The following is a 22167-nucleotide window of genomic DNA, read 5'->3' on the forward strand; positions in this document are numbered from 1 at the left end:
AACCCACCCAAGGAGACCTCAGCATGGGCAAGCTCGACGGACGTGTCGTACTCATCACCGGGGCCGCGCGCGGCCAGGGCGAGCAGGAGGCCCGGCTGTTCGCGGCCGAGGGCGCGCAGGTCGTGCTCGCCGACGTGCTCGACGAGCAGGGCGAGGCGGTCGCCAAGGAGATTGGTGACGGCGCGATATATGTGCACCTCGACGTGAGCCAGGAGGATCAGTGGCAGGCCGCCGTCGCGACCGCCAAGGGGGCCTTCGGGAAGATCGACGGGCTGATCAACAATGCGGGGATCCTGCGCTTCAACGCCATCGTCGACACTCCGCTCGAGGAGTTCATGACGGTCGTCCAGGTCAACCAGGTGGGCGCCTTCCTCGGGATCAAGACCGTCGCGCCCGTGATCGGCGAGGCGGGGGGCGGGACGATCGTGAACACCGCGTCCTACACCGGCCTGACCGGTATGGGCGCGGTCGGCACGTATGCCGCGACGAAGCACGCCATCGTCGGGCTCACCCGGGTCGCCGCCCTGGAGCTCGCCGGCATGAAGATCCGCGTCAACGCGGTCTGCCCGGGTTCGATCGACACCCCCATGGCCAACCCGTCCCAGCTCGACCCCGACGTCGACGCCGAGGAGATGAGCGCCGCCCTCGACGAGCTGTACGGGAAGCTCGTGCCGATGGGGCGGATCGGGAAGGCCAGGGAGGTGGCGGATCTGGCGCTGTTCCTGAGCGGGCCCGACTCCACGTACATCACCGGGCAGCCGTTCGTGATCGATGGGGGCTGGCTCGCGGGTGTGAGCGTGATCTGAGAGCGCGAGCCGGCAGCGCGATCCGGCAGTGCGACCCGGCAGCGCGCGATCCGGCAGTGCAACCGTTCCTGACGGGTCGTCAGTATTGACGGCCCCGTCAGGTGGTGGAACAGTTCGAAGCGTCCGATCTGACGGTGCGTCAGAAAAAGTCGCACGGCAGAGAACGATGCAGAGAACGATGCAGAGAAGATGCAGAGAACGATGAGGGCCGACCGACACAGGACAGCAGGACCGACCGACCAAGGACGGTGAACCTCCGTGGAATTCGGGATATTCGTACAGGGCTACGTGCCCGACACCCGACGATCCGTCGACCCGCAGGCCGAGCACCACGCCCTGATGGACGAGACCGAGTACGTCATCCAGGCGGACAAGTCGGGCTTCAAGTACGCCTGGGCCTCGGAGCACCACTTCCTCGAGCAGTACTCGCACCTCTCCGCCAACGAGGTCTTCCTCGGCTATCTCGCCCACGCCACCGAGCGCATCCACCTCGGCTCCGGCATCTTCAACCCGCTCGCCGCGGTCAACCACCCGGTGAAGGTCGCCGAGAAGGTGGCCATGCTCGACCATCTCTCGCGCGGGCGCTTCGAGTTCGGTACAGGGCGCGGGGCCGGCAGTCACGAGATCCTCGGCTTCCTGCCCGGGATCGACGACATGAACGCCACCAAGGAGATGTGGGAGGAGACCATCGCGGAGTTCCCCAAGATGTTCCTCCAGGAGGAGTACGAGGGGTTCCAGGGCAAGCACTGGTCGCTGCCGCCGCGCAAGGTCTTCCCCAAGCCGTACGGGAAGTCGCATCCGGCCATGTGGTACGCGGCGGGCTCGCCCACCTCGTACGCGATGGCGGCGAAGAAGGGGCTCGGGGTCCTCGGCTTCAGCGTGCAGCGCGTGCAGGACATGGAGTGGGTCCTCGAGCAGTACAAGGGCGCCATCACCGAGGCCGAGCCGGTCGGTGACTTCGTCAACGACAACGTGATGGTGACGACGACCGCGATCTGCGCCGAGACGCACGAGAAGGCGGTCCAGATCGCCATCAACGGCGGGCTCAACCGGCTGCAGTCGCTCGTCTTCTACTACCACGACACCTTCCCCAAGCCCGAAGGGCTGCCCGTCTGGCCGGAGATGCTGCCCGAGTTCAACGAGGAGATCGTCGAACTCCTCATCCAGGAAGAGCTGTTGGTCTGCGGGGATCCGGATGAGGTGCTCCGGCAGTGCAAGCGCTGGGAGCAGGCCGGGGCCGACCAGCTCAGCTTCGGCATTCCGGTCGGGGTGCCCAAGGAGGACGTGCTGACCACGCTGAAGCTCGTCGGCGAGCACGTCATCCCGAAGATCGACACCGATCCCGTGCACCGCACCACAAGGTTCCGGCAGGCGGCCTGACACCTGCCACAAAGCTCCGGCAGGCGGCCTGAGACCTGTCGGCCGAGCGGGGTGGTGTGTCTTCCCGGACCGCACCGTCCCGTACGAACCCGGCCGGGTTCCCGCACGGTGGCGGCCACACCGGGCGGGGCCCGGCCGGGACACAGTCACGATCTCTCGCGGCTGGACCCCACGTACGTACGGAAAGAACGCACCGCACCCGAAGGGAACCGTCATGCTCGACCACCTGATCAAGGGCGCGACCGTAGTCGACGGCACCGGCGCCCCCGCACGCGCACTGGACGTGGGGATCCGGGACGGCCGGATCGCCGTGATCGCCGAGCCCGGGACGATCACCGAAGAGGCGCGGACCAGTGAGGACGCCACCGGCAAGATCCTGTCGCCCGGCTTCGTCGACCCGCACACGCACTACGACGCGCAGCTCTTCTGGGACCCGTACGCGACCCCGTCCCTCAACCACGGCGTCACCACCGTCGCCGGCGGCAACTGCGGCTTCACGCTCGCGCCGCTCAACCCCGCGCACCCCGACGACGCGGACTACACCCGCCGGATGATGTCCAAGGTCGAGGGCATGTCCCTGGTCGCGCTCGAAGAGGGCGCGCCCTGGAACTGGTCGGGTTTCGGCGACTACTTGAACGCGCTCGACGGCCGTATCGCGGTCAACGCCGGGTTCATGGTGGGGCATTGCGCGATACGCCGGTACGTGATGGGCGAGGACGCGGTCGGCGGTCAGCCCACCGAGGAGCAGATGCAGCAGATGCTGGACCTGCTGCACACCGCGATGGACGAGGGCGCGTGGGGTCTGTCCACCACGCAGTCCTCCACGCACTCCGACGGCAACGGGAAGCCGGTCGCCTCGCGGCACGCGAAGCGCGAAGAGCTGATCGCGCTGTCGCGGGCCGTCGGTGAGCACGAGGGCACCCAGCTCGAGGCGATCGTGGCGGGCTGTCTGGACCAGTTCAGCGATGAAGAGATCGATCTGTTCGTGGACATGACGGCGGCCGCGGGCCGGCCGCTCAACTGGAACGTCCTGACCATCGACGCCTCCGTCCCCGAGCGCGTCCCGCGCCAGCTCGTCCCCTCCGAGCGCGCCCGCAAGGCCGGCGGCCGGATCGTGGCGCTCACCATGCCGATCCTCGCGCCCATGAACATGTCGCTCGGCACCTTCTGCGCCCTCAACCTCATCCCCGGCTGGGGCGAGATCCTCGCGCTGCCGATCCCCGAGCGGATCGAGAAGCTGCGCGATCCGGACGTACGGGCCGAGATGCTGAAGCGGGCCGACTCCAAGGAGGCGGGCGTCTTCCGGCGGCTCGCCAACTTCGGGCGGTACGTCATCGGCGACACGTACTCCAAGGAGAACGAGGGCCTCACCGGCCGCGTCGTCAACGACATCGCCGCCGAGCGCGGCCAGGACGCCTTCCAGTGCCTGGTCGAGATCTGCGCCAACGACGAGATGCGTACGGTCCTTTGGCCGATGCCCACCGACAACGACCCGGACTCCTGGGAGCTGCGCAAGCAGGCCTGGGAGCACGAGGACATCATGCTCGGCGGCTCGGACGCCGGCGCCCATCTGGACCGCATGTGCGGAGCCCCGTACACCACCCGTTTCATCGGTGACTGTCTGCGCGGCCGCAAGCTGACCAGCCTGGAGAAGGCGGTCAGGATGCTCACCGACGACCCGGCGCAGCTGTTCGGTCTGATCGACCGCGGCCGGATCCAGGAGGGCTACTTCGCCGATCTGGTCCTGTTCGACCCCGAGAAGATCGACGCCGGGAAAGCGACTCTGGTCCACGACCTGCCCGGCGACAGCCCCCGGCTCGACTCCAAGGCCCTCGGCATCAACGCCGTCTGGGTCAACGGTGTCGAGGCCATCCGTGAGGACGTGGTGACCGGGGCCGTTCCCGGCAAGGTGCTGCGTTCCGGCCAGGACACGAGGACGGTGTCGACCAAGTGAGCGATGCGCAGCGCCTGTTCATAGGCGGCGAGTGGGTGGAGCCCGAGGGCGGCCACTACGAAGTGATCAACCCGGCGACCGAGGAGGTCGTCGGGCTCGCCCCTGAGGCGTCACGGTCGCAGGTGTACGAGGCGGCCGCGAAGGCGCGTGAGGCCTTCGAGACGTGGTCGCGTACATCGCCCGAGGAGCGGGCGGCCGTGTTGCAGAAGGCCGCGGACCACATCCAGGCCCATGCGGGGGAGTACGCCGAACTCGCCCGCGCCGAGACCGGTGCCACGACCGGGACGGCGCGCGGGATGCAGGTCGCCGTCGGTACGGCGCGCTTCAAGCGGTACGCGAAGGGCGCCTTGGAGCCGACCGAGCACGCGCTGCCGCCGCAGATCAACGAGGCGGGCCCGATGGGCAAGGCGGGCGCGTTCGGCGCGCTCGAAGTGCGCCAGCCGGTCGGGGTCGTCACCTGCATCACCTCGTACAACAATCCCTGGGCGAACCCGGCGGGCAAGGTGGCGCCGGCGCTCGCGATGGGCAACACGGTCCTCGTGAAGCCCGCGCCGCAGGATCCGCTGTCCGTCTACCGGATGGCCGAGGCACTGGAGGCGGCGGGGGCGCCGGCAGGTGTCGTGAACGTGGTCTCCGGTACGTCCGTCGAGGTCGGGCAGGCGGCCGTCGACTCCCCGGACGTCGACATGGTCAGCTTCACGGGGTCGACGTCGGTGGGGCAGGCGATCGGCGAGGTGTGCGGCCGCACCATGAAGCGCCAGCTCATGGAGCTCGGCGGCAAGGGTGCCGCGATCGTGTTCGAGGACGCGGACCTGGACTCGGCGATGATGGGCATCGGGACGACGTACGCGTTCTACAGCGGGCAGATCTGCACGGCCCCGACGCGTGTTCTCGCCCATCGCTCGATCTATGAGCAGCTGCTCGAGAAGCTCACGCAGTACATCGGCTTCATGAAGGTCGGCGATCCGGCCGTGCAGGGCACGGTCGTCGGACCGGTGATCTCCGCCGCGCACCGCGACCGTGTGGAGTCCTTCATCGAGCTGGGCAGGAAGGAAGGCGCCCGGGTCGTGGCGGGCGGCGAGCGGCCGGCGATGGACCGCGGCTTCTACGTGGCCCCGACGCTCTTCGCGGACTGCACCAACGACATGCGGATCGTGCGCGAGGAGATCTTCGGCCCGGTCGTCGTGGTCGTCCCCTTCGACGACGAGGACGAGGCGATCCGGCTCGCGAACGACAGCGACTACGGGCTCCTTTCGTACGTGTGGTCCGGCGACGTGGCCCGCGCCTTCCGCGTCGGCCGCCGGCTCAGGTCCGGTGGCGTCGGCATCAACACCATCGGCCGCAACATGGAGGCGCCCTTCGGCGGCTTCAAGCAGTCCGGGGTGGGCCGCGACTGCGGGTCGTACGCGCTGGCGGCGTACAGCGAACTGCAGTCGGTGGTGTGGACGACCTAGCCGGACGACGGCCCGAGGAACAGACGGCACAGGAAAATTCTGAACCCGTATAAAACGGGCAGCCCTGCGGTTTCCGCACCCCGGAAACCCCCGGAATTCAGCCTTCCGCAAGCTCGTGACCTGCACTTCACGGGCCGGGGGCATGGAAACCGCAGGGCTTAACGTCCTGTTCATGACCCAGGTGGATGCCCGGCCCCAGGCCGGAGACACGGCCGCCCCCTCTCAGGGCGGCGTACGAGGCAAGGGCCTCGGCGGTAACTCGGTCGGCCTGGTCGGCGGAGCCGTCATCGGCGTCTCGACCGTCGCGCCCGTCTACTGCCTGACGGCCACGCTCGGCCCGACCGTCGGTGAGGTCGGCGTGCAGATGCCCGCGATCTTCCTCGCCGGGTTCCTGCCGATGCTGCTCGTCGCGTTCGCCTACCGCGAGCTGAACCGGGCGGTCCCCGACTGCGGCACCTCCTTCACCTGGTCCGTGAAGGCCTTCGGGCCGCGCGTCGGCTGGATGTGCGGCTGGGGTCTGCTGATCGCCACGGTGGTGGTCCTGTCCAACCTGGCGGGTGTGGCCACCTCTTTCTTCTGGCTGCTCGCGGGCGAGGCGACGTCCAGCGCGGACGTGGCCGCACTGGACGACAACAAGGCCGTCCACATCCTCACCACGCTGGTCTTCATCGCCCTGGCCACGGCCGTCAGCTACCGCGGCATGACCGCCACGAAGTGGCTCCAGTACACGCTCGTCGGGCTGCAGCTCGCCGTGATCGTGCTGTTCGCCGTGATGGCCGTCGCCAAGTCCGGTGAGATCGCGGGCTCCCTGGACTTCTCCTGGTCCTGGATGAACCCGTTCGCCGTGGACTCCTTCGCCGCGTTCACCGCGGGCCTGTCCCTGTCGATCTTCATCTACTGGGGCTGGGACGCCTGTCTGTCCATCAACGAGGAGTCCACCGGCAGCGCCCGCACCCCGGGCCGCGCCGCGATGCTCGCCATGGTCGTGATCGTCGCCTCGTATCTGCTCGTCGCCATCGCGACCCAGATGTACGCGGGCGTCGGCGACAAGGGCACGGGCCTCGGCAACCCGGACACCGCGGACAACGTGTTCGCCACCCTCGCCGAGCCGATCATGGGCTCGGGCCTGGGCATCCTGCTCTTCGTCGCCGTCCTCGCGTCGGCGGCCGCGAGCCTGCAGACCACGTTCATCCCCGTCGCCCGTACGGTCCTCGCGATGTCGACGTACGAGGCGCTGCCCGCCACGTTCGCGAAGGTCCACCCGCGCTTCCAGACCCCGGGCCGGGCCACGATCGCGGCCGGCGTGGCCACCGGTGTCTTCTACAGCGTGATGACCGTGCTCAGCGAGAACGTCCTGGTCGACACCATCTACGCGCTCGGCCTCATGATCTGCTTCTACTACTCGATCACGGCCTTCGCCTGCGTCTGGTTCTTCCGCCGCGAGCTGCGCCGCTCGCCCCGCGACCTCCTGGTCAAGGGCATCCTGCCGGGCCTCGGCGCCCTGATGCTGACCGCCGTCTTCGCCCAGACCCTCTACGACATGTGGGACCCGGCGTACGGCAGCGGCTCCTCGGTGCTCGGCGTCGGCTCGGTGTTCGTCATCGGCGTGGGGCTGCTGCTCCTGGGCCTGGTCATCATGCTGGTCACGTCGTGGCGCAGCCCGGCGTTCTTCCGCGGCGAGGTCCTGACGAAGGAGACGCCGGCGCTGGTCGTCGAGGACTGATCAGGACGGGGTAGGACCTGGAGTCGGGACGGTCAGCTCCCGGCCGCGGCGCCCTGCGCCGCAGCCGCCCGGAAGGTGCGGCGGTAGGCCGCCGGAGTCGTGGCCAGGGTCCGGTGGAAGTGCTGGCGGAGGCTGTCCGCGCTGCCGAGGCCGCTGCGGTCGGCGACCGTGTCCACGCCGAGGTCGGTGGTCTCCAGGAGTTCGCGGGCCCGGGCCAGACGCTGCTGGTTGAGCCACTTCAGAGGCGTGACGCCCAGCTCGGCGGCGAAGTGGCGGCCGAACGTCCGGGTGCTCATGCCCGCCCGCGAGGCCAGTTCGCCGATGGTCAGGGGCCGGTGGAGGCGGGCGAGCGCCCAGTCGAGGACCGGGCCGAGGCCCTGGGCGGACGCCTGGGGAGCGGGGCGCGGCGGCGCGTACTGGGTCTGGTCGCCCTCGCGGTGCGGCGCGACCACCATCCGGCGGCTGACCTCCGCCGCCGCTGCCGTGCCGTAGTCGCCGCGCACGATATGCAGACACAGGTCGATGGCGGCGGCCGTGCCCGCGCTGGTGAGGACCGCGCCGTCGTCCACGTACAGGGAACGGTCGTCCACCTGGACCGCGGGATGCCGGCGTCGCAGCTCCTCGGCGTACATCCAGTGCGTGGCGGCCCGGCGCCCGTCGAGCAGACCGGCCGCGGCGAGCACGAACGCGCCCGAGCAGAGCGAGGCGATCCGCGCACCGCGCCCGTGCGCCGCGCGCAGGGCGTCGAGCAGGGCGGCCGGGGGCTCGTAGCCGTCCATCATGCAGGCCGGGACCACGATCAGATCCGCGTCGCGCAGCGCTTCGAGACCGTGCTCGGCCGCCAGGCTCAGGCCGCCCGGCGCGTGCTGGCGGCCGCCGGGTGCGGTGCTGCACAGCGTCAGCTCGTACCCCTCGCCGGCGAAGACGGCGCACGGCACCGCCAGCTCGAACAGGGAGGTCTCCTCGAGCAGGGTCACGACCACGCGCACAGCCATGACGTCGAATCTACGCAACGCCATGGCGTAAATCTAGAGGACCCTGACGTTTTCGCCAATGGTGTGGGGGCGCCCCGGGCCCGACGGTGGATACATGGCTTGGACATCACGCACCTCACTCGACGGACCGGGGCAGCGCCTCGCGGTCGCGGGGATCTCCGCGATCGGGGTGACCTTCGGTTTCGCCCGGTACGGATACGGGCTCTTCCTGCCCGAACTGCGCGCCGAGTTCGGACTCTCCGTCTCGCTGCTCGGCCTGATCGGCAGCGCCACCTACGTCGGCTATCTGGTCGCGCTCCTGACGGTCGGCGCCCTCGTCGGCCGGTTCGGACCGCGCCCGCTCGTCGTCGCCGGCGGGCTCTGCGCCACCGTGGGCATGGGCTGTGTGGCCCTCGCCCAGGGGCCGGGGCTGCTGATCGCCGGACTGGTCCTGGCGGGCACGAGCTCGGGCTGGGCCTGGGTGCCCTACTCGGACGCGGTCGACCGGATGGTGCCCGCAGGGCGGCGCGAGCACGTCATGGGCGCCATCTCCAGCGGCACGGCCTTCGCGGTCGTGCTCGCGGGCCCGCTGGCGCTGCTCGCCCACGGGACGGGCTGGCGGTACGCCTGGCTGGCCTTCGCGCTCGCCGCCCTGGCGTCGACGGTCTACAACGCCCGGGTGCTGCCCGGGGGTTCGGCCGCACACAAGCCGGGGCGCGGCGGTGCCGGTCGTGTGACGTACCGGCGCAGCGCCGTGCCGCTGTTGCTCACGGCCGTCGTGTACGGCGTGGTCGGCACCGTGTACTGGTCGTTCGCCGTCGAGCTGATCTCCGGATCCACGGACACCGGCACGGCCACCGCCCCGCTGTTCTGGTCCCTGATGGGCGCGGTCGGCATGGCAGGCGCGCTGACGGGTCACGCCATCGCCCGCTTCGGGCTGCGCCGGGTGCACGCCGGGCTGTTCCTCGGGATCGCCGCCGCGGTCGCGCTGCTCGGCCTCGCGCCCGGCGCACTGCCCGCGGTCGCGCTGTCGGCCCTGCTGTACGGCCCCTGCTTCATGGCCGGATCCGGACTGCTCGCCGTGTGGAGCCACCGCGTCTTCCCCGAGCGGCCCGCCGCCGGTTTCACCGTCACCGTGTTCTTCCTCGGGCTCGGCACGATCGCCGGACCCGCGCTGCTCGGCGCCTTCGCCGAACTCCACGGTCTGCGCGCCGCGTTCCTGCTCACGGCGGCCGTCACGCTGCTCGCCCTGCTGTGCGCGCCCCGTTCCCGAGGCGTACGCGACCGTCGGCCAAACGTGCGCCGCTCGGCCCACCCGCCCGTGTGTCCCCGCCCGTCGCCGTCGCACTCTGGACGATCGTGACCTCCTACCCCCGAGGCCGGGCCCCGATCACCCCGCCCGGTGCGACAGGAGGCGCCCATGTCCACGACCCTGGTGAAGGCCGCGCCCACGCCGCCCGCCCGGCACCGGCCCGCCTGGACCTCCGCCGCCCACGCCGTCGGCTGGTACGCGGCGGCCCGGCTGACCGGACTGCTCGTGGCCGTCGTGGCGGCGGCCGCCACCGGCCGGGGTCCGCGGACCGCGCTCGGTGCCTCCTGGGACTCCGTGCACTACCTGTCGATCGCGGCGCACGGATACCGCACCTGGTACGTGACCGGGAGCGGGCTCACGTACAGCGATCTCGCCTTCTTTCCGCTCTATCCCGCGCTGATCCGGGCGGGCTCGGCGGTCCTCCCGCTGTCGCCCGTCGACACCGCGCTGCTGATCTCCGCGGTCGCGGGGTGCGTGGCCGCATGGGGGATCCACTCGGTGGTCCGTATGGTCGCCGGGCCGCGGACGGCGACCGTCGTGGTGGTGCTCTGGGCGCTGCTGCCGCACGCGATCGTCCTGACCACCGCCTACACCGAGGCGCTGTTCATCGCGCTGTGCGCGTGGGCGCTGCACGCCCTGCTGCGTGAGCGGTATCTGCTCGCCGGCGGCCTCGCCGTCGCCGCGGGACTGACCCGGCCCAGCGGCCTCGCGGTGATCGCGGCGGTCGTCACCGCGGCCGTGCTCGCCCGCCGCGACCGCCGCGCCTGGGCGGGCGCGCTGATCGCGCCGCTCGGCTGGCTCGCGCATGTGGCCTGGGCGGGGGCCCGCACCGGGCGGCCGCTGGGCTATCTGGACATCCAGGCGAAGTGGGGGTCGCACTTCGACTTCGGGTACGGCACGCTGCGCTTCGCCGCCCATCTGCTGCTCACCCGCGAACAGCCGCTGTTCTACGGGGCGATGCTCGTGGTGGCGGCGGCGGTCGTGGCGTTCGTGCTGCTCGTAAGGGGAGCGCTCAGGCAGCCGGACAGCCTGCCGCCTGTGCTGCTCGTCTACACGGCGGTCCTGCTGGCCCTGGCCGTCGGGCAGACCGGCAACTGGGGCTGCAAGGCCCGCATGCTGCTGCCCGCCTTCCCGCTGCTGCTGCCCGCGGCGGCCGCGCTGTGCCGCGCCCGGCGGACGGCCGCGTACGCCACGGTGACGGTGCTCGCCGTCGTGTCCGTGGCGTACGGGGCGTATCTCGTGGTGTTCGCCGGGAAGCCGCTCTGAGCGGCCGCTCGGAACAACCCTGCGGGTCAATACACCTGGCGCCCGAGGAAGATCGGGTTGGTGAACGCGGCCAACGGGCCCGGCAGTTGCGGGACCTGGGGCGCGCGCCGCACTTCGGCCCGTACATACGAGGCGTACGAAGCCGTGGTCCGCCACTCGGCCGTCAGCGTGCCCGACTCGGGGACCGTCGCGCTCGTGAACAGCGTGCCCTGGTCCGTCACGAAGCGCAGGGTGCAGCCCGGTACTCCCTTCGCCTCCAGGCGGACGGTGACCGGATCGTCGCGGTCCACGGCGAGCCGCTCGCCGATGCCGGCGTGCTTGCCGCGGCCGCCCGCGGCGGAGAAGTCCAGGGACACCGCGGCCGATTCGGCGATATAGCTGCGACCCGCCTTGATGCCCGCCAGGATCGCCTCGCGGGTCAGATCGTCGGCGAGCACCACGGTCTGGGGGGTGCCGATGCGGTCGTTGGGGGTGTGGGCGTCGCTGCTGCCCATCGCCGGGGTCCAGGTGCCGCGGTTCGCCTGAAGGGTGTTGTCCCAGGACTGGAGCGACACCTCGTCGTCGGGGGTGAAGGGGCCGTTCCACACCTCCACCGCGTCCGCCTCGCCGAAGCCGAACTTCCAGTTGCAGCCGATGCACGTGGCGTGCGGATGGGCCGGGACGACCAGACCGCCCGCCCGCCGGACCTCGCGCGCGTAGTGGCCGAACCGGTTGTCGCGGGCGCGGTAGCGCCAGTCCACGAACGTGCCCGGGTCCATGCCGAGCGCCACGATGTGGCCGTTGCGGGTGGTGATCTCCTCACCGGTGAGGATCAGGAGGTCGTCGCCGGCCTCCGGGGCCCAATGGGCGTGCGCCGCATGGGTGTTGTGCTCGGAGGAGTTGATGAAGTCGAGGCCGGCCGCGCGGGCGGCCGCGGCGATCTCGGCGAGCGTGCGCTTCCCGTCGGAGTACCAGGAGTGCATATGGCAGTCGCCCCGGTACCAGGCACGGCCCCGCCCCTTCGCGCGCTCCGGCGGATACGTGGGCTTCGGAGTCGGCTCCTGCTCCCCGTACTTGAGCGTGATCGTCACCTCGTACGGGAGTCCCTGCGGCGCGACCGTGTACGGACCCAGCGCGATGTTCCACGTGCCGGGGCGGATGCGCCCGGGGATGTAGCCGGGTGTCGCGTCGTCGGAACGGATGAAGAACTCGGTGCGCGCACCACCCGACCAGCCGCGGAAACCGCGTCCGCCGAGCTCGGTGCCGCGCTCGTCGAAGATGCCGATGTCGAGTGCGTTGCCCGCGGTGCCCGTAGGGACGGGCAGCTTCTCGTACGTGTACGCGACGTGGATCTCGCGCACCCCGCCCGGCACCTGGACGGGCAGATAGACGAAGTCGGGGGACCCGGTGGGCAGCGTGCCGCGCACCACCTTGGTCTCCTCGCCGGCCTTGTCGGATTTGTCGGAGGGGTCGCGCTCCTCGGCGCTCGCGAAGGTCACGGTGCCCAACGTAAGCGCGGTCGCGGTGCCCGTCACCAGCAACGCGCGTCTGCCCATGAGGTGTTCACCGCCGTGACCGGACGCGTGCTCCGTGCAGTTCCCGCTGTCGTGTTCCGTGCACATGCCGTCGGCTCCTTCGGCTCGGAGGATCTCGGAGGGTGTCGGATGTGATGCGTGGTCCTGGAGCAACCCTCGTATTGAGCCGTGAACCGCGGGGCAAGGGAAGGGGGCCGGATGATTGCGGGCCGGCGCCCCCTGGCACACGGGCGGGCCGGCCGCCCTCGGACGGCCGGCCCCACCCTGTGCCCGGTCAGGCGCGGAAGCGCGGACCGATCTCCCTGGTCTCCTCGCCGGAGCCGCACTCGCCGCCCCACGTGGCGGTGCTGATCCTGGCCCTGCCGGGGAAGCTCGCGTAGGAGTCGGCGTCCGCCGCGGATCCGGTGCTGTAGTGCAGACAGCCCTTGACCGTCGCGTACCAGCCGTCGCCGTACGAGATGATCCCCTTGTAGCGGATGTGGTCGGCGCCGGTCTGAGCCCGGCCGTTGTTGAACAGCGACTTGACCTTGTAGCCGGTGGCGGTCCAACTTCCTTCCGTCTTACGGACGATGGATCCGCTCAGCCCGGTCCCGTCGTACGCGCAGACATACCCGGACGGGCAGCCCTTGACGGTGCTGTTACCGGCCTGGGCCGTGCCCGGAACCGCCACGAGCGCCGCGGCCGCGGCGGTGGTGGCCGCGGCGGCCGTCCAGGCGCGCAGGTGCTTGGCCATGATGTCCCCCGTTTTCCCCTGAAGTCGGGGCATGCCCGCCAACAGGTCGCTTGCGTTGTTCGACCGGTTTCACGCTAGGGGGAGTCCGGGGCGGAACGGTACTCGTAACTCCTAGGCCCCCGAAGGGAACCGGATCTCTATGGACTTGCCAGGGCCCACCGGTTAGGAAGCCCCATGCGTATCTCAGCGACCTTGTACCTGACGGACGAGACCATCACCCCCGTACGTCTGGCGCGGGAGCTGGAGGAACGGGGCTTCGCGGGGCTGTATCTGCCCGAGCACACGCATATCCCCGTATCGCGGGAATCGCCCTATCCCGGCGGGGAGATGCCACCCGAGTGCGCCCGGATGCTGAGTCCCTTCGTGGCGCTCGCGCAGGCCGCCGCCGTGACGTCCCGTATCGGACTCGGCACCAACATCACGCTCGTCGCCCAGCACGATCCGGTCGACCTCGCCAAACAGATCGCCACCCTGGACCACCTGAGCGCGGGCCGCCTCACCCTCGGCATCGGTTATGGCTGGAATCGCGAGGAGGCCGCGGACCACGGGGTCCACTGGCCGACGCGCCGCGCTCTCGTACGGGACCGGATGGCGCTGATGCGGGCGCTGTGGTCCGAGGAACCGACCGCGTACGAGGGCGAGTTCGGGCGCGTGCAGGCGAGCGATGTGCATCCGAAGCCGGTGCGCGCACCCCGTGCCCGCAAGGGCGGGCCGCCGCTCGCCGGGCCGCGGACGCTGATCGGGGGTGCGCCCGGGCCCCGCCTTCACGGGGAGATCGCGGACTTCGCGGACGGGTGGATGCCGGTCGGGGGCAGCGGGCTGGGCGCGCGGCTGGGGGAGTTGCGCGGTGTCTGGGCGGAGGCGGGCCGGACGCCCGAGGACCTGTACGTCGCGGTCACCGCGGTCGTGCCCGAGGCCGGAAAGCTGGAGCACTACGAGGGGTTGGGCGTGGACGAGGTGATCCTGCAGTTGCCGGCGCGCGGGGAGGCCGAGGTCCTGAAGGTCCTCGACGATTTCGGGCGGTACCTGTGAAGGGGCGGGGTCTTTGTGATCAAGGGCTCTCGACCCGTTGTCGGCCCACGCTCGTATGCTCGATCCATGACTGATCAGCAGCCGGCAGACGAGTCCGCAGGCCCCACGGCGAATGCGATGCGCCGCGCGCTCAGGCGTGCGCGCGACGGTGTGGCGCTCGACGTCACCGAGGCGGCCGTGCTGCTGCAGGCGCGCGGGGATGACCTGGCGGATCTCACCGCTTCCGCCGCGCGGGTGCGGGACGCGGGGCTCGAGGCCGCGGGGCGGCCCGGGGTCATCACGTACTCGAAGAGCGTGTTCATCCCGCTCACCCGCCTGTGCCGGGACAAATGCCACTACTGCACCTTTGTGACCGTGCCGGGCAAGCTGCGCCGGGACGGGCACGGGATGTTCATGTCCCCGGACGAGGTCCTGGACGTCGCGCGGCGCGGGGCCGAACTGGGCTGCAAGGAAGCCCTGATCACCCTCGGCGACAAGCCGGAGGACCGCTGGCCCGAGGCGCGCGAGTGGCTCGACGCGCACGGCTATGACGACACCATCGCGTACGTACGGGCCATCTCGATCCGGATCCTGGAGGAGACGGGTCTGCTGCCGCACCTCAACCCCGGGGTCATGACCTGGACCGACTTCCAGCGGCTCAAGCCGGTCGCGCCCTCCATGGGCATGATGCTGGAGACGACCGCGACCCGGCTGTGGTCCGAGCCGGGGATGCCGCACTACGGGTCGCCCGACAAGGAACCAGCGGTGCGGCTGCGGGTGTTGGAGGACGCGGGCAGGTCCTCCGTGCCGTTCACCAGCGGGCTGCTCATCGGGATCGGGGAGACGTACGAGGAGCGCGCCGAGTCGCTGTTCGCGCTGCGGCGCGTGGCCCGCTCGTACCACGGCATCCAGGAGCTGATCATCCAGAACTTCCGCGCCAAGCCGGACACGGCGATGCGCGGAATGCCGGACGCCGAGCTGGACGAACTGGTCGCGACGGTCGCCGTCGCGCGCCACATCATGGGCCCCTCGGGCAATCTGCAGGCGCCGCCGAACCTGATCGCGGGGGAGTACGAGCGGCTGATCGGCGCGGGCATCGACGACTGGGGCGGGGTCTCGCCGGTCACGATCGACCATGTGAACCCGGAGAAGCCCTGGCCGCAGCTGGACGAACTGACGGCGCGCTCGGCCGAGGCGGGCTTCGAGCTGCGCGAACGCCTGTGCGTGTACCCGGAGTTCGTGACCCGGGGCGAGCCCTGGCTGGACCCGCGGGTCCTTCCGCACGTACGGGCGCTGAGCGACCCGGCGACCGGGCTCGCGGTGCCGGACGCGCCGGTCGTGGGCCGGCCCTGGCAGGAGCCCGACGAGGGCTTCACCTCCGCCGGGCGCACCGATCTGCACACCACCATCGACACCGAGGGCCGCACCGGCGACCGGCGCGAGGACTTCGACGAGGTGTACGGCGACTGGGAGGCGCTGCGGGAGGCGGCGGCGCCCGGAATGGTGCCGTCCCGGATCGACGGGGACGTACGGGCGGCGCTCGCGGTCGCCGCCGACGACCCGACCCGCCTGACGGACTCCGAGGCGCTGGCGCTGCTGCACGCGGACGGCCCCGCGCTCGACGCGCTCACCCGGATCGCGGACGACGTCCGCAAGTCGGTGACCGGCGACGACGTCACGTACATCGTCACGCGCAACATCAACTTCACCAATGTCTGCTACACCGGCTGCCGCTTCTGCGCCTTCGCCCAGCGCCGCACGGACGCCGACGCGTACACGCTCTCCCTGGACCAGGTCGCCGACCGCGCGGCCCAGGCCTGGGACGTGGGCGCGGTCGAGGTCTGCATGCAGGGCGGCATCCACCCGGACCTGCCGGGCACGGCGTACTTCGACATCGCGCGCGCCGTGAAGAAGCGCGTCCCCGGGATGCACGTCCACGCCTTCTCGCCGATGGAGGTCGTCAACGGGGCCACCCGCACCGGTCTTTCGATACGGGAGTGGCTGACCGCGGCCCGCGAAGCGGGCCTCGACTCCATCCCGGGCACGGCAGCCGAGATCCTCGACGACGAGGTCCGCTGGGTCCTCACCAAGGGCAAGCTGCCCGCGGCCACCTGGATCGAGGTCATCAAGACCGCCCACGAGCTGGGCATCCGCTCCTCGTCCACGATGATGTACGGGCACGTGGACCAGCCGCGGCACTGGCTGGGGCACTTGCGCACGCTGGCCTCGATCCAGCAGGAGACGGGCGGCTTCACGGAGTTCGTGACGCTCCCGTTCATCCACACCAACGCACCCGTCTACCTTGCGGGCATCGCCCGCCCCGGCCCGACGGACCGCGACAACCGCGCCGTGACGGCGATGGCCCGCCTGCTCCTGCACCCGCACATCCCCAACATCCAGACCAGCTGGGTCAAGCTCGGCACCGAGGGCGCGGCGGAGATGCTGCGCTCGGGGGCCAACGACCTGGGCGGCACGCTGATGGAGGAGACCATCTCGCGCATGGCCGGCTCGTCCTACGGCTCGTACCGCTCGGTCAAGGACCTGATCGCCATCGCCTCCGAGGCGGGCCGCCCGGCCCGCCCCCGTACGACGCTGTACGGGGAGGTGCCTGAGGAGCGGGTGCGGGCGGCGGCGGCTTCGGATGGGCATTTGCCGGAGTTGTTGCCGATCGCCGAGTAGCGATCGTTTGCGCGGCGGAAACTGTCTGATCCAATGTCAGTGGCCGTTGTTAACCTCCTCTGACTTCGCAGAACTTGCGGGGTGTGTGCTCAGGGGAGGGGAGTTTGTGAACGGAATGAGAGCGCGAAGATCAGGGTTCGGTGCGGGCTGTCTGGTCGTTGCGACGGTGCTGGGGCTGCCGGGCGCGGCGGTGGCGGCCGAGGAGCCGAATCTGCCGCCGTTGCAGCCGGTGGTCGCGGATCTTCTGACCGGGTTCAAGGCGTGTGAGGCCGGGGGCTCCCGGCCGTTCGTGGGCCAGATCCCGCGTGTGCAGGCGACGTTGTACGACGGCGAGCCACCCAACGAGACCGGCGGCACGACCCCGGTCTCCGGTGAGTTCGAGGCCTGGTGGGAGGGAGCCGACGGGGCTGAGCAGCGTCGTACGTACACCACGTACACGTCCTACTCGGGCCATCGGTTCGACTGGCAGCTGCCCGCGGACCTTCCGGCTGACACCGTGATCTCGTGGCGGGTCCGCGTGAACGACGGGCAGGTGGTGTCACCTTGGAGCGATGAGGGTGCGGGAACGGCGTGCGAGTTCGTCTACGACGACGAGAATCCGCAGCCGCCGACCGTGCAGTCCGATGAGTATCCCGAAGAGGTGTGGACGGACGGCCAGGGCGTCTACGGCACGTTCACCGTGGACTCACCGTCCGACGACGTCGTCGAGTACGGGTACAGCTTTCTCGGCGGTCCGTTGGAGACGGTGAAGGCAGACGGCCTGGGCGGGAAGGCCTCCATCAGACACCTGCCCCTGACCAACGGTTCGGACCGGCTCACTGTCTACTCGGTGGACAGGTCAGGGCGCCGCAGCGCGTCGGAGACCTACTACTTCTACGTCGCACGCGGCCGCGCCCCGGTCGCCCAGTGGAAGCTGGCCGACGCCCAGGGCTCGAAGCAGGCCGCTGCCGAGACCGGGCCGGTGGCCCGCGCCGGCGTGGGGGTGACTTTTGGTGCGCCCGCTCTGGAAGGCACCGACTTGACGACGACCGCCGCTCTGGACGGCACCGGCCACGGATTCCTCACGCCGGATGTCTCCGTCGTCGACACGACCAAGACCTTCGCGGTGAGCGGCTGGGTCCGGCCCGGGCGCACGGATCGTGCCATGACGCTCGCGTCCCAGGACGCCGGCCAGGCGCCGGGCTTCACACTGGGGCTCCGGGCGCCGGGCGGATCTCCCGTCTGGTCCTTCGACTTCGGCGGCGCGCGCGTGACCGGTGGTGCTCCGGAAACCGGAGAGTGGGCCCACGTCCTCGGCTTGTACGACGCGGAGACGGGTCTGGCCCAGCTCTACGTGAACGGCAAGCCCGTCGGCGGCGGACAGCAGGCCGAAGCCTCCGCCACGACCGGCAACTTCCAGATCGGCCGCGTCCGCGGCAAGGAGGGCTACCGCGACCGCTGGCAGGGCGAGATCGGCAACGTACGCGTGCACGACCGGGTCGTGGTACCGGAGGAGCTCGAGCGGCTCTCCCTCCGCAACCCGGTCGAGCGGGGCCACTGGGCGCTGGAGGCGGTGGACGCGGACAGCAGCCCGGAGCTGCACGGGGGCCAGGCGTTGACCGTAGGTGGGGGTGCTTCTTTGTACCGCCTTCCGAGCGATGCCTGCGACCCGGGTGTGGACCCGGAGTGCATCCCACTGCCTGCGCCGCTGGTCGGTGACGGGCACCTCGACCTGGACGGCGAGACGGGATACGCCGCCACACAGGCACCGGCCGTGGACACCGGCGACAGCTTCAGTGTCGGTGTGAGGGTCCGCCTCGCGGACCGGGATGCGGACCGTCCGATGACGGTGCTCTCGCAGGGCGGTGAGCACCAGGACGCGTTCAAGGTGCGCTATCTGCCGGCCACTCACGAATGGCAGTTGGTCGTGACCGACGCGGATGCTCCCGGCGCCGGCGAGACGGTGGTCAGTCATCGCGCGGCGCAGGACGGCGGCGTGGGCGACGGACGCTTTCTGACCGTGGTCTACGACGATGCGGCCGACCGGATCGCGCTCTACATGGACGGTCACAGCAATGACGAGGCGTCGGCCACCCTGGCGAAGACCTGGAAGAGCGAGGGTCCGCTCCAAGTGGGCCGGGCGAAGACGGCCGACGGCTGGGGCGAGTATCTGCACGGCTCGGTGGACGAGGTGCGTGCCTACTCCGGGGCCCTGACCGAAGGCCAAATCGCCTTCCTGGGCGCGGGAAGCGACTTCACCCCGCAGTGACACAGGCGCACGCGGGGTGGTGCCCACCCTCGGAATTCCGAGGGTGGGCACCACCTTTGGTGCGTTGCCCGGACCGCCTACTGCCGCGCGTAGATCCGCCCCGCCAGATCCACCCCCGTCACCGCGCCGTCCGCGTCCCGCGAGAAGTAGCCGAGCTGGCCCGCGAGTGCGCCGTCCGTGACGCGGTACTCGTCCTCGCGTCCGGCGAGCAGGGCGATCCGGGCTGCCGCGAGGTCCGGCGGCAGGTCGTCGCCGGAGACGGCGCGGATCTCCGGCTTGATCTCGACGGCCAGGGTGAGCCGGCCGCCGTCCGCGACGATGTCGACGTTCATCACGTCGTTCGCGTACCGGCCCGCCAACTCCCTCGCCAGCGCGTCGTCGTACGGCAGCACCTGGCGCGGCGGTTCGGCGAGGCCCAGCAGATGCTCGAGCGCCCACGACGAGACCTGCTGCCCGAACGTGTAGCCGTCGGGGCCGCCGTTCGCGAGGACCACCACCGCGAAGTTCCGTTCGGGGACGAGCAGATGCTCGGCGAACTGGCCGTTGCCCGAACCGCCGTGCCCCGCCGTGAGCACACCGTCGACGGTGCGCAGATACCAGCCGATCCCGATCCCGTCACCCATCGAGCTGGCGCGTACCGCGACGGTCTGCTCCCGCATCCGCCGCAGCTCCTCGGGCTTCAACAGGCCCTCGCCGTCGCTGAGATGGAGGCGGGACCAGCGCAGCACATCGCTCACCGTGGACACGAGCCCACCGCCGGGATTGTTGGCCCGGTCGCCTTCGCGGAAGGCCTTCCAGGGGGTGGCCGGGTGCTGGACACCGTCCTCGTCCCGGTTGTGGCCGACGGCGGACTTGCGGATCAGGACCTCGTCGAGCCCGTACACGGTGTCGCGCAGACCGAGCGGCTCGAAGACCAGCGCCCGCATGGCCTGTTCGAAGCCCTGCCCGGTCACGCGCTCGACGATCAGTCCGAGGAGGTTGTATCCGGCCTGGCTGTACGAGGCACGCTCGCCGGGCTTGCAGATCAGCGGCAGCTCGGCCATCTTCGCCACGTATCCCGGCAGGAAGAGCAGATCGTCGCTCTCGCCGGTGTTGATGATCCCCCAGTCGAGCCCGGCCGTATGGTTCAGGAGCTGCAGCACGGTGATCCGCGCGGCCTGCTCCTCGTCGACGAGCCGCAGCTCGGGCACGTAACGCCGTACGGGGGCGGCGAGTTCGACCTTTCCCTGCGCGACCAGGCGCATCACCGCCGTCGCCGTGAACGGCTTCGAGGTCGAGGCGAGCGCGAAGAGCGTGTTCTCGTCGACGGGCCGGGGGTGCTCGATGCTCGTCACCCCGTACGAGGCGTGGACCTCGTGCCCGTCGACGAGGAGTCCGGCCGCGGCTCCCGGAATGCGGAATCCTTCGGCCGCGGTGGTGACGAACGCGGTCAGTTCCTGCTGCACCTTGTCGATGTCGTACGCCATGCGGTGCTTCCCTCCCGACTGTCCGGCCATGAGAGTGCTTCAGCCTGTCATGACCGGACCGCCGGCCCTCGGGGCCGGTCAGCCGAGACGGCTGGTCAGCCGAAGACGGCCGCTCAGCCGAAGACGGCCGTCGGCTCGCCCGTGTACCAGGTGTTGTGGATGGTGAGCCGCCGGATCACCCAGCGTCCGCCGTCCTGCCGTATGAGCTCCACGTCGTACGGGTTCTTCAGGAGTGCATACGTGGAGTGGTCCGCGGTCAGCAGGTGCTGGGCCTCGACCAGGGCGGTGAGCCGGGCCGTGTCGCCGTCGATCGCGATCCGCGGGTTGGTGATCTGGTGGGTGGTGTCCACGCGGCCGGTGAACAGCCCGAGGATGGTGGTGACGATGGTGTCCCGCCCGGCCATCACCGGCGGCGCGCCGCCCCACTTCGCGGCGGCAGGGCGGAAGTCGAGCTCGGCGTCCTCGGCGAAGGCCGAGGCGAACAGGTCCTTGTCCTTGAGGTCCTGCCCGAGCCCGAACCGGTACAGGGCGTCGAGGATCTCGGTACGGTCCCGCAGCTCGGCGACAACGGCGGTGGCGTCGTCGTGCGCGGGGGCGGTGAGGGCGGCGGTGGTGGTGACGAACATGGCGGGGTGCTCCTTCGCGGGTGAGGCGGTGGCTCCGGGGCCGTGGCTCTGGGGCTGTGGCTCCGGCGTTCCTGGGCACCACTGATCCTGCTGAGGGCCGCCCGGCCCATCAATCGGCCTCTGTGCAACGATCGTTAAGCCAGACTCAACGATGCCGAAAGGAGGGGCGGTCATGCTGGAACGGCACGAGCTGGACGCCTTCCTCACGCTCGCCGAGGAACTGCACTTCGGCCGCACGGCCGAGCGGCTGCACGTCTCGACGGCCCGGGTCAGCCAGACGATCGCCAAACTGGAACGCCGTATCGGAGTCCGCCTCTTCGACCGCACGAGCCGCCGTGTCGAACTGTCGCCCGTCGGCGTGGAGTTGGCGGCCTCCGTACGGCCGGCCTGGGAGCAGATCACCGCCTCCGTCGAACGGGCCGTCGCGGCGGGCCGCGGCCTGACGGGCGTCCTCGCCGTCGCCTTCGTGGGACCCGCGGCGGGCCAACTCGTGGTGGGCATCGCCCAGACCTTCCGCGCACAGCACCCGGACTGCGAGGTCCGCATCCGCGAGGCCCAGCTCACGGACGTCGTGCCGTGGCTGCGGGCGGGCGAGGCCGACCTGGCGCTCACCCGCCACCCGATGGACGAGGAGGGCCTGGTCGCGGGCCCGGTCCTGGTGACGGAGGCCCGCATGCTCGCGGTCCCGGCGGGCCACCCGTTCACCCGCCGCGCTTCCGTCCCGGCCGAGGACCTCTCCCGCGTCACCCTCCTCCGGCTCCCCACGTCCCTGCCACCCTCCCTGCGCGACGACCTGTCCCCACCCCGCACCCCTGCGGGCACCCCCATCGAACCCGGCCCCACAGCCGCCACCTTGAACGAACTCCTCACCCTGGTGGGCGCGGGAGCGGGCACAGCCCTGGTCGGCGCCCACACCCGCCGCTACTTCACCCGCCCGGACGTCGCGTACGTCCCGGTGGAGGGCGCGGACCCGGTGAGGTGGGGCCTGGTGTGGCCCACGGCCACGGAATCCGCCCGCGTC

Annotated in this window: 16 protein-coding genes; 11 read left to right on the forward strand and 5 right to left on the reverse strand. The window is 70.7% G+C overall.

Annotation, left to right across the window (positions count from 1 at the left end):
- The first annotated feature begins 23 nt into the window (after window positions 1–23).
- The 5 genes from G6045_RS26255 (at window position 24) to G6045_RS26275 (ending at window position 7317) form a co-directional block, all read left to right on the forward strand.
- Window positions 24–806, forward strand: a complete 783-nt coding sequence (locus tag G6045_RS26255) for an SDR family NAD(P)-dependent oxidoreductase (protein ID WP_165334573.1) — start codon at window positions 24–26, stop codon at window positions 804–806.
- Between the two features lie 258 nt (window positions 807–1064).
- Complete coding sequence (locus tag G6045_RS26260) at window positions 1065–2186, forward strand: LLM class flavin-dependent oxidoreductase (protein WP_165334574.1); 1122 nt, start codon at window positions 1065–1067, stop codon at window positions 2184–2186.
- Between the two features lie 214 nt (window positions 2187–2400).
- Window positions 2401–4140, forward strand: a complete 1740-nt coding sequence (locus G6045_RS26265; protein WP_165334575.1) for an N-acyl-D-amino-acid deacylase family protein — start codon at window positions 2401–2403, stop codon at window positions 4138–4140.
- Window positions 4137–5594, forward strand: a complete 1458-nt coding sequence (locus G6045_RS26270) for an aldehyde dehydrogenase family protein (RefSeq protein ID WP_165334576.1) — start codon at window positions 4137–4139, stop codon at window positions 5592–5594. Before G6045_RS26265 ends, G6045_RS26270 begins: the two co-directional genes overlap by 4 nt.
- A gap of 172 nt (window positions 5595–5766) precedes the next feature.
- Window positions 5767–7317 carry an APC family permease gene (locus G6045_RS26275; protein ID WP_165334577.1) on the forward strand — a complete coding sequence of 517 codons (1551 nt, stop codon included), beginning with the start codon at window positions 5767–5769 and terminating at the stop codon, window positions 7315–7317.
- Window positions 7318–7349: 32 nt separating this feature from the next.
- Here G6045_RS26275 and G6045_RS26280 read toward each other — a convergent pair whose 3' ends face one another.
- Complete coding sequence (locus G6045_RS26280) at window positions 7350–8300, reverse strand: helix-turn-helix domain-containing protein (protein ID WP_408056366.1); 951 nt, start codon at window positions 8298–8300, stop codon at window positions 7350–7352.
- A 106-nt stretch (window positions 8301–8406) separates the two neighbouring features.
- Between G6045_RS26280 and G6045_RS26285 the strand changes: the two genes are divergently transcribed.
- Together G6045_RS26285 and G6045_RS26290 are read left to right on the forward strand one after the other, a co-directional pair.
- Complete coding sequence (locus G6045_RS26285) at window positions 8407–9654, forward strand: MFS transporter (RefSeq protein ID WP_165334578.1); 1248 nt, start codon at window positions 8407–8409, stop codon at window positions 9652–9654.
- A gap of 57 nt (window positions 9655–9711) precedes the next feature.
- Window positions 9712–10869: a mannosyltransferase family protein gene (locus tag G6045_RS26290; RefSeq protein WP_165334579.1), complete on the forward strand. Its 1158-nt coding sequence runs from the start codon at window positions 9712–9714 to the stop codon at window positions 10867–10869.
- A gap of 26 nt (window positions 10870–10895) precedes the next feature.
- On the opposite strand, the gene G6045_RS26295 is transcribed toward G6045_RS26290, so the two are convergent.
- Window positions 10896–12470 carry a CehA/McbA family metallohydrolase gene (locus tag G6045_RS26295; RefSeq protein WP_165334580.1) on the reverse strand — a complete coding sequence of 525 codons (1575 nt, stop codon included), beginning with the start codon at window positions 12468–12470 and terminating at the stop codon, window positions 10896–10898.
- Between the two features lie 187 nt (window positions 12471–12657).
- Window positions 12658–13116 (reverse strand): peptidase inhibitor family I36 protein, encoded by a 459-nt coding sequence (locus G6045_RS26300; protein WP_165334581.1) that lies wholly within the window; start codon window positions 13114–13116, stop codon window positions 12658–12660.
- Between the two features lie 174 nt (window positions 13117–13290).
- Here G6045_RS26300 and G6045_RS26305 point away from each other — a divergent pair, with 174 nt between their 5' ends.
- The 3 genes from G6045_RS26305 to G6045_RS26315 all read left to right on the forward strand — a co-directional run bounded on the left by G6045_RS26305 (window position 13291) and on the right by G6045_RS26315 (window position 19054).
- Entirely contained in the window at window positions 13291–14148 is an 858-nt protein-coding gene (locus G6045_RS26305) for an LLM class F420-dependent oxidoreductase (protein WP_165334582.1), read from the forward strand.
- Between the two features lie 66 nt (window positions 14149–14214).
- Window positions 14215–16806 (forward strand): bifunctional FO biosynthesis protein CofGH, encoded by a 2592-nt coding sequence (locus tag G6045_RS26310; protein ID WP_165334583.1) that lies wholly within the window; start codon window positions 14215–14217, stop codon window positions 16804–16806.
- Window positions 16807–16921: 115 nt separating this feature from the next.
- Window positions 16922–19054, forward strand: coding sequence for a LamG domain-containing protein (locus tag G6045_RS26315; protein ID WP_165334588.1), 2133 nt, complete (start codon window positions 16922–16924; stop codon window positions 19052–19054).
- A 77-nt stretch (window positions 19055–19131) separates the two neighbouring features.
- Here G6045_RS26315 and G6045_RS26320 read toward each other — a convergent pair whose 3' ends face one another.
- Entirely contained in the window at window positions 19132–20520 is a 1389-nt protein-coding gene (locus G6045_RS26320; protein ID WP_165334584.1) for a serine hydrolase domain-containing protein, read from the reverse strand.
- Between the two features lie 113 nt (window positions 20521–20633).
- Entirely contained in the window at window positions 20634–21146 is a 513-nt protein-coding gene (locus G6045_RS26325) for a nuclear transport factor 2 family protein (RefSeq protein ID WP_165334585.1), read from the reverse strand.
- A gap of 172 nt (window positions 21147–21318) precedes the next feature.
- On the opposite strand from G6045_RS26325, the gene G6045_RS26330 reads away from it, so the two are divergent.
- Window positions 21319–22167 (forward strand): LysR family transcriptional regulator (locus tag G6045_RS26330; protein WP_165334586.1); only part of this gene is annotated, 849 nt, incomplete at its 3' end.

Source organism: Streptomyces mesophilus (genome assembly GCF_011044995.1).
Lineage (GTDB): Bacteria > Actinomycetota > Actinomycetes > Streptomycetales > Streptomycetaceae > Streptomyces > Streptomyces mesophilus.